Source organism: Paenibacillus aestuarii (genome assembly GCF_027789125.1).
Lineage (GTDB): Bacteria > Bacillota > Bacilli > Paenibacillales > NBRC-103111 > Paenibacillus_E > Paenibacillus_E aestuarii.
Genome location: NZ_JAQFVF010000033.1, coordinates 84361 through 96493, shown reverse-complemented (window position 1 = coordinate 96493; position 12133 = coordinate 84361). Strand labels below are relative to the sequence as shown.

General features: G+C 52.4%; 9 protein-coding genes and 1 pseudogene. All 10 read right to left on the bottom strand.

Going from position 1 to position 12133, the window contains the following annotated elements; all coding sequences use genetic code 11:
• Positions 1-4 precede the first annotated feature (4 nt).
• Positions 5-754: an ABC transporter permease subunit gene (locus O9139_RS15570; RefSeq protein WP_270880386.1), complete on the bottom strand. Its 750-nt coding sequence runs from the start codon at positions 752-754 to the stop codon at positions 5-7.
• Positions 747-1496, bottom strand: a complete 750-nt coding sequence (locus O9139_RS15565) for an ABC transporter ATP-binding protein (protein ID WP_270880385.1) — start codon at positions 1494-1496, stop codon at positions 747-749. The genes O9139_RS15570 and O9139_RS15565 overlap by 8 nt, the downstream gene beginning before the upstream one ends.
• Before the next feature lie 70 nt (positions 1497-1566).
• The gene (locus tag O9139_RS15560) at positions 1567-2499 is read right to left on the bottom strand and encodes a hypothetical protein (protein ID WP_270880384.1); all 933 of its coding nucleotides are present in this window, start codon (positions 2497-2499) and stop codon (positions 1567-1569) included.
• A gap of 590 nt (positions 2500-3089) precedes the next feature.
• On the bottom strand, positions 3090-4268 hold the full coding sequence (locus tag O9139_RS15555; RefSeq protein ID WP_270880383.1) for a Ger(x)C family spore germination protein: 1179 nt from the start codon (positions 4266-4268) through the stop codon (positions 3090-3092).
• Positions 4265-5725, bottom strand: a complete 1461-nt coding sequence (locus O9139_RS15550; RefSeq protein WP_270880382.1) for a spore germination protein — start codon at positions 5723-5725, stop codon at positions 4265-4267. The genes O9139_RS15555 and O9139_RS15550 overlap by 4 nt, the downstream gene beginning before the upstream one ends.
• Before the next feature lies 1 nt (position 5726).
• Positions 5727-6815, bottom strand: a complete 1089-nt coding sequence (locus tag O9139_RS15545; protein WP_270880381.1) for a GerAB/ArcD/ProY family transporter — start codon at positions 6813-6815, stop codon at positions 5727-5729.
• A 353-nt stretch (positions 6816-7168) separates the two neighbouring features.
• Positions 7169-9445, bottom strand: a complete 2277-nt coding sequence (gene helD, locus O9139_RS15540) for an RNA polymerase recycling motor HelD (protein WP_270880380.1) — start codon at positions 9443-9445, stop codon at positions 7169-7171.
• A 68-nt stretch (positions 9446-9513) separates the two neighbouring features.
• Positions 9514-10485, bottom strand: a pseudogene (locus tag O9139_RS15535) (ABC transporter ATP-binding protein).
• Between the two features lie 20 nt (positions 10486-10505).
• Positions 10506-11297, bottom strand: coding sequence for an ABC transporter permease (locus tag O9139_RS15530; RefSeq protein ID WP_270880379.1), 792 nt, complete (start codon positions 11295-11297; stop codon positions 10506-10508).
• On the bottom strand, positions 11294-12073 hold the full coding sequence (locus tag O9139_RS15525; protein WP_270880378.1) for an ABC transporter permease: 780 nt from the start codon (positions 12071-12073) through the stop codon (positions 11294-11296). Before O9139_RS15525 ends, O9139_RS15530 begins: the two co-directional genes overlap by 4 nt.
• Positions 12074-12133 lie beyond the last annotated feature (60 nt).

Here is a 12133-nt window from a genome sequence, read left to right as displayed (position 1 = left end):
TGGATCAAATCTCCTTTTTATCAAACAAATAGTAACCTGCTGTAAAAAACAATATACTACACGCCATTAAAAACATAAAGATGTTTGCGATCTTCCCGCCGGCTAGCGTGCTGCCGATCCACAGCATATGCCAGTCCGTGTAAGCCGTCGGCGAGTACGCCGCCAGTTGCGGAATGAAGAATGCCGTGACTTTTAAGCCTGCGTACAGCAAGATGCTCACGGTTAGCGCCGAGCTGCTGCTCGAGAAGAACTGCGCCAGACATACCGCCGCGATGCTCATGACGAGCAGCGGAACGAAGGCCGAGCCATAGGCAAGCAGCCATTCAAGCACGGTGGCGATGCCGCCAAAATGCGAGAAGAATAAAGCGGACAGCACGGACGCCAGCAGCGCGGCGAGCAAATAAAGCGCGATGTACAACGCCAGCGCAAGCTGCTTGGAAGCGAACACTTTGAACCGTGAGAGCGGTCTGGTCAGCGTGAGTTTCATCGTGCGGTCGCCCATCTCGCCGGAGAATACATCGGCTGCCCCCATGAACACGAATAACGGTAAAAAGAGGCTGCTAAATACACCAAGCATGACGATCGGAAAGTCCTGCGATGCTACGGCGCCGATGCCGATTCCGCTTTGAAAGCGTGACAGCAGTACACCCGCCAGAACAGGCAGGAGGAGTGTGACGGCGAGGATGAAGATCGTCTTCTTTTTCGAGGCAATTTTGATGCTTTCGTTCCAGACGCTTGCCGTAAAGCTATGCATGGGGCGCCTCCTCCTTCCTTACGTTCCTTACGCTATCAATTTCTCGCAAATAAGCCTGCTCCAGCGTGACGCCGCTTTGAACAAGCTCAGCGACAAGAGTCTCGCGGACGAGCCGCCCTTGATGGAGAATGCCGATCCGGTTGCACATCAATTCCATCTCGTGAATGAGATGGCTGGAGATCAGGAACGTGATGCGCTCCTCGCGCGCCAGCCGCATGATAATCTCGCGCATCTGCACCATGCCCTCGATGTCGAGGCCGTTCGTCGGCTCGTCAAGGATGAGCAGCTCCGGCTTCGAAAGCAGCGCCATCGCGAGCCCGAGCCGCTGCTTCATGCCGAGGGAGTAGCCCGCGGCTTTTTCATGCTGATATGGCGTCAGCCCCACGAGTTCCAACACTTCGTCGATGCGTTCCCCGCCTATCCCGGGATAAAAGCGAACCGCCAGCTCCAGATTCCGCCTGCCGCTCATATACGTGTACGCCTCCGCCGTTTCGATCAGCACCCCGACCTTAGCCATCGCCTGTTCATATTGGGTGCTAATGTCATAACCGAACAGCTTGACTTCACCGTGCTGCGCTTTGCTTAGACCGGTTATGATTTTCATAACCGTCGTTTTGCCTGCGCCATTCGGGCCGAAGAAGCCATAGATATCACCCTGCTGGACGGTCATATTCACTTCATGCACGCCGCGCGAATTGTTGTACACTTTCGTAAGCTGTCTGATCTCGACAACCGGTTTCATCGTATCCGTCCACCTTTCCCTGCACAAAATAAGGAGGAGAAATGGACAACATTCCTCCTCCATCTATCTTTTATTGCGCTGCGCCCCAGCGCTTGTGATGCAAATCATTTGCCTGTACGGTCTCGATCTGTTTGCCGCTCAAATCTACTTTGTCAGGCACCGTACTGTTCACACTGGACAATGTCATGTCCATATTCAGTACTACTTCGTGCGCAGCTCCCTGAGCGTCAGTTCCGGAGATATGAATCTCTGCCGTCTGGTTCGTAATATGATTGTCCGCATCGATCGTCGCATTCACCGCTACAGCATCCATTTTGATATCGTTAGCCAACTGCGGCAGGCTGTTTCGCAATGTGCCCACATCGATACCAAGCGTATCTGCCTTCGCCGGCGCCGGATGCTTCATGCTCTCAGCCGTTCCATGCTCCAGGACCAAGGAGCCGATGGTGTTCACTACAGGGGGAATTTGGCTGCCGTCCAGCTTAAAATGAATCTCTTTCACGTCCCCAGGCGCTTCGTCCATGGTGACATAGTTCTTTAAGTTACCGACGAGCGCGTCAACCACGTTCTCGACCTCTTGGACGGCCTGCGGGTCCGGCGCATGGTTCGAGCCTTCCAGTTCACGGAACGTCCGGCTCGAATCGTCATGGTTGATGACTTTGTAAACGTCAGATGTATCGGTTTTCACAATCTGTTTGCCGTCCTGATTGTAAAGGTTGACCGTTTGCACCTCTGTGCCGTTGTCAACGACAACCTGCGCACTGCCGGCTTGATCGCTGCGGTCGCTTTTAATCGTCGTTTTCACATTCAGCAACGGTTTGCCGTTGTCCTGCAACGTGACGTTCACCTGACGGGTGACGTTGTCCACCGCGGCGGTCTGCTTGAAGGCGGACTTGAACGCCTCATACCCAGGCGCATCGCCCACACCGGCATACACCGATGTCACCAGCATCATACTGCCAACCGCTACGCCTAATCCCATCATCGCTAACTTTTTATTCATATCTCTGCCTCCGTAAGCTTATCGCTTCTCTCATTTGGGAAGCTGCTCTCGCTCCCTTGTATTCATCTTATCCTCCGCACCTTAATTGCCTATAAAACAGTTCTTAACCCCACCTAAAACAATTCTTAAAAAAATATTAATTGGTCTGTGAAACGGCCTGACTCCTGGAGCGTGGTGGCTGGTTAAACTACCATCTGGCTTGCTTCCTGCTTCCTTCTGCTGCCTAGCTGGCGCAAGTTGCGAGCTGTCGTATGTGTGCTAGTTGTAGCTGGCTGCTGGCTGCAGTCCGATTTTTCCCACTTATTCTCGCCAATCGTCCCCCAGAGGAGCCTGCAATCCGAGTTTACCCACTTACAGGAGCAAATTTCACCTTTGGCCGCGGTAAACCGCGCTCCAGTTCGGCAAAATCAAACTGCAGCTGTAATTTGCCGTTGAGCGCCCGATTTAAGCCGGTAAAATCGGCTAATCGTGCCTGATCGGTGCCCGCGGTGGCAGTGGTGGATAATCTGAGGCTAGTTTGAGTCGTCAGAACCAACAAAAAAACGCCGCTTACGCGGCGCCATCAAACAGCCTAACAGCACTGATCAAGATCAATACTGCTTGGGCTGTCCCCTTTTTTCCTGGTTTTTCTTCATTTTGTACATACCTGCATGCATAATATTGACATCAACTTTGACCTCATGGATCTGGTAATCTTGCAGACGCTTTTGCCCATTGTCCGTAAGGCGCGCCCACTGCCCAAAATTATTGCGGTACAATACATGCTCCAGCCGCAGCAAATCCACATCTTGCTTTTTCCCAATATCGAAAGTTTGTCGAACTTCCTTTTCAATCAGCTCTGAAATCTTCTCTTTCATGGTCGTATCGTCAAGCGTGTTAAATATTTCGCGTATGATCGCCTTGCAACTGATGTGAATATCAAAACTGACTAGGTTCCCCTCAACCGTCGCCTTAACCTCATTCTTTGGGTTATCGACATAGGCGGAGAAGACCGGCTTGCCTTCGGCGGTAAGCGTCACTGGCGTACGAGAGGTGAACTTAGTTAACCAACGCATGCCCTCCAGTTCATGCTCAGGGAAATACAGGACATGACTCTCATTATTTACAGCATGCATACCGCCGATCTCCAGCTTAGGTTCGGGCTTCCCGTTCTTATCCCAGGTATTCTTCTGAATATCCAGGGAAGGCAGTACCAGGTTGTTGCCGGGCTCCCGCATCATCGCGACGACACGATACATACGGGTTGGTGCTATGTATGACCGTTGCCTATAACTTTCCTTAGGATGCGCCAGAATGGAGGCCATGGGAGATAGATTAAAGAACGGAATCACCGTAAATACACGTTCAAGCGGTTCCGATGTGCCGTACACCCATTGGGTAAATCGCGTTTCGTTATATCGGGTAATACTGTCCGTAAATTCCTGCAGCCCTTTTTCCAGCGCCCTTTGAGTAAAAACAAATGCCACGACATGGCCCCAAAAAACGCGCTGCTGCGACGTTTTGTACAGGTTGCTGAAGGCGTCCCCAATTGTCACTCCTTCCTCCTTGCCGACCCAGATCGATCCGGACATTGCCGCCTTGCCCCCCTCTTGTTTGGCCACATTAGCGAAATCAAGCATTTGCGCGTAGATGATGAACCGCCCCTTGTCATAATCGAAACCGAGCGCTGTCACATAGTTGGTGTCCTGAATCGTCTTTACGTCCCAGCATCCAGTCTGAAGAAACAGCAAACCCAGACTGATGACAAGTATATATGCGCTTCTCATCATGTCTGATCATCCCCTTGGCTTGTGTTATCCTCCGTATGGAGCATGCCTGGTCTTTGCTTCATAAACTTCCACGGCTTCTGGAACAGTGCGGCAACCATATCTTTGAAAGTGGGCGGGGACACGGGAGCTAAGTAAGGAGTACCGAACGATTCCAGCGTCGATAAGTACAGAACAACACCAATGAGTCCCAGCATAAAACCAAATATGCCAAACAAGGTGGAGAGCAAAAGGATGATGATCCGCAGCACCGTAATCGTTCCGCTTAACGATTGATTCACCAGCGTGAACATCGCGATGGTCGAAACGGAAGTGACCATCAGGGTGGTCGGGCTCGTCACACCGGCACGAATGGCCGCATCGCCGACAATTAAGCCGCCGACGACCGTAACCGTCTGTCCCACCGCTTTGGGCAGCCGCATTCCCGCTTCCCGGAACAGTTCAAACAAAATGATCATCAGAATGAAATCGATTGGACCGGACATCGGCAGCCCCAATCTGGAGGAGGAGATGGTCGCGACAAGCGGGAACGGCAGTTGCTCAATATTATACGCGGACAGAGCAATCCAAAATCCGGGGAGCAGTGTCGCGATAATGAGTCCCGCGATCCGTAAAACGCGTTCGAAGGCGACATAGTAAAACGGAAAATGCAAATCCTCCGGAGATTTTAATATCATCAGCAGATTGGCCGGTGCTACGAGTGCAAGCGGATTTCCATCCACTAGAATCACAAATCGCCCTTTGAGCAAAGCTTCGACAATGTAATCTGGCCGGCCAGCGTAGTCGAGCAGAGGAAAAAACGTAAATTTTCGTTCTGATAAGCTTTCCTCCAATTGCGCGCTGCTGACAAGTCCATCGACATCAATTCGCTGCAGCTTGCTTTTGACATCGGCCAATACAGCCTTATTGATCACATCATCGAGATACAGCAAGGCCACAGTCGTGTGACTCCTCCGGCCAATGTCGAATTTCTCGCAGCATAGCGAATTCGTGAGCAAGCGTTTGCGGATTAGAGCGATATTAATCCGAATATCCTCAATGAATCCGTCGCGGGCGCCCATAATCGCCGTTTCCGTTGCGGACTCCTCAGGAGAACGGTTCGGCGGCGAAGCAATATCAAGCGTATACAATCGTTGGGACTGCTCAAAAAACAACGCGAGCTCGCCCCTATACACGAGAACAGATAGTCTCTGCAGGAATCCAGGCTCGTCTATACCCATCATCTCGTTCAGCTGCAGCATCGTATTCACGTCCAGCTGAGAGCCTTTAAACTCCAGCTGATTAGCAAACAGCGCATGAAGCTGCGGCATCACCAATTGCTCCATGTGCCCCAGGTTGCTCATGCCTTCGCAATAAATAAGCAGCACTTGGTTCTGAGCGTCATCGCCACCCAAAGCACTTGATTTCAAAATGACATCATCCGATTTCGCAAAAAAGGAGCGAAGCTGTTGTTCAAGCACTTTATGTTCCCTCCTTTGGTTTTTTGGGCAGGTAGGACAAACCAAGCAGGACAACCAGCAAAAACACACTAATCGCTAGAAGCAGCGGATAGTACCACGTCTGGATCTGCTCTAAGAGCCACGCATCTTCAATCGGGTAAAAGCCCAGACCAATGAGCAGAACGCAGACCATCGCCAATACCACCGTCCGGGAACGGGGCTTTGCTGCGCCAATCATATCCAGGAAGAGGTACAGCAGGATGGAGATGCGGATAAATGCGCCAGAGATCCATTGGTAAATGGATAGAAAATCCAGATGGGAAATATATTTCCCCAAGCTGACCATACGCCACTGTTCAAAGGCAGGATATCTTAAGTTCGCCGCTTCAAACGGCCCGAATATAGCGATGGCGCCCATCAAGGGGCCAAGCGACAAGCCTACTAAGCAGACTGCAATAATCAGCAAGGAAGAAAGACGCATCGGCGTGGAAAGATGATGTTGAAAAAAAAGCAGGTAAACCAATTCACTGGAGGCGCCACAGGTGAGCAGCAAAGCATGGAGCGTAGGTCCATATCCGTGTGTAAAAAGCGGCGTAAGCAAGCTGTAGTCCTTAAATTGAAAATTGGCTCCCATAACGAAATACCCAAGGAGAACAACAGCTGGCAGTAAAATACCGGAGGATATGGCGATGGCACGAAGTCCGGCACGAACGGAAAAGAAACAGAAGATCACGAACAAGAGATTGATGATAGCCTGCGGTGTTCGAGGCAAATAAGAAACGTTTGTCCAAATGATGACATCCTTTAGGGTGATGATGGCATTCAATAAACTAATACCAGCGACGATCACAACGACGGGCATCGTAACGAGCCTTCCGTAACGCTGATTAAGCCAATGGATGATAGAATGCGGAGCCGTCTTGCGAATAACGGCATATAGGAGACAGGCTAGTAAAAGAATGGGGACGAGCGCGGCCACAGTCCCGATCCAGGAGTCACGTTTGGACGCTTGAAGCAAAACCGGAATTAACAAGACATGGTTCGTGATACCAATCGATAAAAGAAAAATGAAGTAGAGCTGCAACGCGGAAATCTTTTTGGTTACCTGCATACGGGGTTCTCCTAAAGCAGACTGAAAAGCAGCCTTTTTGGTTACGGTATCCAAATTTCAAGCCGATCATGCATCCACCTCTGAAGATCACAATGAAAAAGGGCTGTGCCCAGGTCATTGTCATGACGCACGGGACAGCCCTAATTCGTTTATCACATGAACATGCAAGTGTAGTCAGCAATTAAAATGTGGCAAGAATAATCACCAATAAAATGTAAAGCACCAGAACAATAGCTGTACTTGAGTATCCGACGTTCGACATGGTTATGCCTCCCCTCCGCTCCTAGCGGCTGATCTTCCTTGTTGCCTACCATATCCTATGAGGATAGGAGCGGATGGGTTTGGACTTCTGTCTATTTGCCGGTTAGAAAAAGTGTCAATTCACCCTGGTAGCACACATCAAGGTGATGCTGCGCGCGGGTGCAAGCCGTGTAAAACAGCTTGCGCTCCCTGGCTTGGGCGTAGACGGAGCGACCCGCGTCGTAGAGAATGACCGCGTCGAACTCGAGCCCTTTGGCGAGATACGCGGGCAAAATCATGACGCCAGCCTCGTAGTGCTGCGTCAGCTTGTGAATCCGCTGCAGCTCCGGCAGCAGCGGCAGCAGCAGACCGTGCGCACGCTCCGTCTCGCGCTCGGTCTTGCACAGAATCGCGACGGAGCTTGCGCCGCCGTCGCGCCGCTTCCGAGCCGCCTCCGCCACAAGGCGGCTCAGCTCGGTCTCGTCAGCCGCGCGCAGAAGACGCGGCGCCTCGCCGCTGCGGCTGAAGGGCTCGACAGGCTCGCCCTCCGGCAGCACCTGACCCGCGAATTCCATAATCTCGCGAGTCGAGCGATAACTCTTGACGAGGCGGATCGTCTCCGTCTCGTCTTCTTTCATCAGCTCGCTAATCGATGCGTACTCGCCGGTATTCGCATTCGCATGTGTGAAGATGCCCTGATTCCAGTCGCCCAGCAGGGTGAACCGGGCGCGGGGGAACAGCTTCTTCAAGTACGCGTAATGGAACGGCGAATAATCCTGCGCCTCGTCCACCACGCAGTAACGGATTTTGCCGACGCGCAGCTGACCTTCCACCAGGCCTTTCAAGTAAACAAGCGGCGTCGCATCCTCATACAGCATCGTCCCTTGATCCAGCGCTTCGATCGTGAAAGAACGAATCGTCTCCCACGCCGGCGGGAGACTTTGCCCGGCTTGCTCTGCCAGCGCCTGGTGCAGCCCGGTTTGCGCGTACAAGTCACGGTACATGCCCAGCGCATCGATGTAAGCCAGGCTGGCCGCCTGCTCCCTGAGCGGGGCCACCGCTTTGTGCGCTTTGCTTTTGCTCATGCGCTTCATTTCCTGCTCAGTGCCGATATATTTCGGCTCGCGGACCATTTTGCGATAAAATCGCTTCTGTACGTCCGCTTGAATATCGTCCATCTGGCTGAGAATCCACTCGGTGAGCCGCTCCATCCGATCGCCGATCGACTGCGACGACGCTTTGGCATAAAAACGCTCGCTAAGTTGCTCCGCCGAAATCAGCACTTTTTTGCCGACAGCGAAATCGCGGAAGCGGATGCCGCCGGTTTTTAACTGCTCGCCATAGGCCTCGATCACCTGCAGGAAGGCTGCCGACGTTTTGTAGCGAATGCCTTGCATCCTCGCTTCATAAGCAGCATCTTCCTCGTCACCGGTCAGGATAAACTCCAGTTGGTCGTAAGGGTCCTCGATGGCAAGCCCAGTCTCGCTCAGCTTATGCGCCAAATAATCTTGAAACGTCGTCTGCTGCATATTCGCTTCGCCCAGCTCCGGCAGCACGTTGGACACGTAATCGCTGAACAGCGAGTTCGGCGAGAAGAGGATCATATTATCGGCGGATAAGGTCGTCCGGTATTTGTACAGCAAGTAGGCGATCCGCTGCAGCGCCACTGAAGTTTTGCCGCTGCCGGCAGCGCCTTGGACGACCAGCACTTTGTGCCGGTCATCGCGGATAATCTGATTCTGCTCGCGCTGAATCGTGGTCACGATGCTGTGCATCTTCTCGTCGGCGCTGCGGCTCAGAATCTGCTGCAGCATTTCGTCTCCGATGCTGATGCCCGTATCGAACACATCCTGCAGCTTGCCGCTCTTGATAATATACTGCCGCTTCAGCAGCAGCTCGCCGCTGACGTCCATCTCTGGCGTCGTGTAGGTGGCCGGTCCCGGCGGATAGTCATAGAACAAGCTGGCAATCGGCGCCCGCCAGTCATAAATCAAAATTTCATCGCTATGCGGATCGATGAAGGAGGTGAGGCCGATGTAGATCGCCTCACGCTCTAGCTGGCCCTGCTCGATGAAGTCGATACGTGCAAAATAAGGCGAATCGACGACGCGCTGCAGCTTGCGCAGTCCATCCTGGGCGACGCGCAGACTTCGCTCCTGCCCCATCAGGACGTGCTCCTGCTGGGCCATACTCGCCGCTGTTTCGATAATATCGTCAGCATTGTCAGCATTGACCGATATGTCGTCCCAAAAAGCGCGGCCAATCGCCGTCACCTCAGCACGCCGTTCATCCGCAATGTGCCGGAGCTCGCCGATACGCTCCTTAATGCTCTTTCGCACCGAAGATACGCGCACAGCTTCCCGCTCACGTTCATCTTTTGATATCGCCATCTTTATTCAACCCTTCCTATATACAAACTCGGGTATTAAAAACCCTTCATCGCGTTACACCAATACTTCTATTTATACACCCCATGGATCACTTCTTCAAATTCCGGTTCCTCCATATGGACATCGTCCATCTCGCCCTAACTGCTTACGATCCGCAGCACATCCATCGCTTTCAGTTCTTTGCGGTTGCAAGCCAGCGTCAGTAAACCCGCCTCCTGCCCGACAATGCGGAATGGCAGCTCCCAGTCGGCTGGCACTGCATAGGGCCCGCGGAACGTGATCTTCAGCATCGTCGGTAGGCCGATCCGCTCGCGAAGCTGATGAATCGAGCCATCGTAGCCGATCTGCCCATGGTTAATGACGATAACACGCTCACACAGCTGTTCGATATCATCCATATCATGGGTCGTCAGCAAAATCGTTTTGCCGAATTCCTCGTTCAACGCCTTCAGGAAGCCCCGGATGCTCCGCTTCGCGACCACATCCAGACCAATCGTCGGTTCATCCAGGAACAGGATGTCCGGATCATGCAGCATCGCCGCCGCTAAGTCGGCGCGCATCCGCTGTCCCAGCGATAGCTTGCGGACAGGCGTATCCAGAAACTCGCGAAGCTCCAGCAGTTGTTCCAGCTCCCCGAGCCTGCGCCGGGCCGTCGCTTCTTCAACGCGGTACATCGCGGCCAGAATCTCGTACGAGTCTTTGACAGGCAAGTCCCACCACAGCTGGGTGCGCTGCCCGAACACCACACCGAGGTGCGCGACTACGCGCCTGCGGTGTTTTTGCGGACTGAGCCCATGGATGAGCACTTCGCCTGACGTCGGATGGAGTATGCCGGTCAGCATTTTGATCGTTGTCGATTTGCCTGCGCCATTAGGACCAATATACCCGACAAATTCCCCGGATTCAATGTTAAAACTAACGTCCCGCACCGCTTCTTTTTCCTTATAGCTTCGTGATAGCAGCGTTCGGATACCGGCGAGTTTCCCCTCCTTCACGACGGGGGTTTGAAACGTCTTACGCAATTGACGGACCGAGATCACAGTCCACACTCCTCTCAATTTTAGCTTCCTGTGCTTTGATAACGCGATAAGCCAAGCTTCCAAAAACTCATGGCCAGCAGCAGTGCCGCCACCGCTACGCCGGCTGTGCCCCATAGCATGATCGCGCCGCCTTGTCCCCGCAGTACATACAAAGCGGGCATATAGTTCACGAACCCGACTGGGATGAGCACCAACAATATCCCCTGCAGCCATTTGGGGTAGAGCGACAGCGGATAACGGGCCGCCGTTTGCGAAGCGTCTTCCGTCATGTTTTGCAGCGATTCAATCCGCGTCAGCCAAAACCCTGCCGCAGCAGTCGCAAGTCCAATCGCAAAGAGAATGACCGTTCCGCTCAAAATCATGAGCAGCGTTATGGGAATGGCCGTCCAGCCCAATAGACCGCTAACCATTAGCGCATTCATGGCAACGACCAGCAAAATAATCCCCTGCGCGACCTCAGCAAATAAGATTCGCACATTTTGCGTCATTAACGCTAGCAGCACTGGCAGTGGACGAATCAGCAGCGGATCGAGATCACCGCTCACCAAATATTTCTCCAGATGATGCACATCCGAAGCAAACGTGCGGTAAATCGCTTTGGATATCATGATAACTCCGTACAAATAACACACTTCATATAGGCTCCAGCCTTTGATATTACCGAATTTCATCATCACCAACGCGACCATCAGGAATTCTGCCACTTGTACCATACCCGCCATCATGATCGAGAAGACAAAATTAAATTTATACTGCATCCGGCTTCGCAAGCTCGCTTTCAATAGCAGTACATACAGCTTGACTGTCGTCATCCTCCCTGCACCTCCAGCTTCTTGCGCACGGCGCTAGTTGCCACCAAACAGACACAAGTAAACCCGATGCACCAGCAAAGGGCTCCGAGCACAACCGATCCATGTTCAAACTGCATATAAATTCGCGTCGGATAATACAGCAAATAGGGGTAAGGAGAGCAATAGCTAACTGTTCGCAGCCATCTTGGCAACCATTCCAGAGGGATAAAAAAACCGGATAATAGCATGCTTAGCGCATAATTCACCCAGTAAAACCAACGTGATTCAGTTGTCCAGAGCGCCGCGACGCCAATTAAGTAATTGATACAGATGGATATGTAGGCCGCCATGACGAGCGCTAATGCCGTCCAGCCATAAACTGCTAATTGTGTAGGAAGCTTTAAGGAGAAAATGAAGAAATAGAGGATATAAATCGGAAAAAACTTATAAATCAGTTGGTAGAGCACTTGCCCCCATTCCCGGCTCATCGCCTGGTAGAACAAGTGTACGGGCCTCATCAGATCGACTGCGATTTGTCCGGAGCGAACCGATTGTTCCAGCCCAAGGCCATTGGTGGTGAATAAGGTGACCCAGAGGATAGCCTGGTTAAAAGCGATGTAGCCCAGCATCCCTTGGTGACCATAGTCGCCTAGTGCGGTATCCCCGCTTCCTAATCCTGACCAGATGCTGGCATAAATAAAACCGAAGGCTGCGCTCACTACATTGTGCAGCAAATGCGAGCCGCGATACTGCAGGTTCCTGGCGTACGCTTTGCGTGCCAAAACTGCAAAAAGCATGTCACACCTCCCAGATATCGTTATCAACCACTTTTTTCCATACAGCCGCCGCATAGAGAG

What these genes read in the sequence shown, in the direction of transcription:
- O9139_RS15560 (WP_270880384.1), bottom strand. Translation starts at nt 2,499, where the DNA reads ATGAATAAAAAGTTAGCGATGATGGGATTAGGCGTAGCGGTTGGCAGT.
- O9139_RS15530 (WP_270880379.1), bottom strand. Translation starts at nt 11,297, where the DNA reads ATGACGACAGTCAAGCTGTATGTACTGCTATTGAAAGCGAGCTTGCGA.
- O9139_RS15565 (WP_270880385.1), bottom strand. Translation starts at nt 1,496, where the DNA reads ATGAAACCGGTTGTCGAGATCAGACAGCTTACGAAAGTGTACAACAAT.
- O9139_RS15555 (WP_270880383.1), bottom strand. Translation starts at nt 4,268, where the DNA reads ATGATGAGAAGCGCATATATACTTGTCATCAGTCTGGGTTTGCTGTTT.
- helD (WP_270880380.1), bottom strand. Translation starts at nt 9,445, where the DNA reads ATGGCGATATCAAAAGATGAACGTGAGCGGGAAGCTGTGCGCGTATCT.
- O9139_RS15570 (WP_270880386.1), bottom strand. Translation starts at nt 754, where the DNA reads ATGCATAGCTTTACGGCAAGCGTCTGGAACGAAAGCATCAAAATTGCC.
- O9139_RS15525 (WP_270880378.1), bottom strand. Translation starts at nt 12,073, where the DNA reads ATGCTTTTTGCAGTTTTGGCACGCAAAGCGTACGCCAGGAACCTGCAG.
- O9139_RS15545 (WP_270880381.1), bottom strand. Translation starts at nt 6,815, where the DNA reads ATGCAGGTAACCAAAAAGATTTCCGCGTTGCAGCTCTACTTCATTTTT.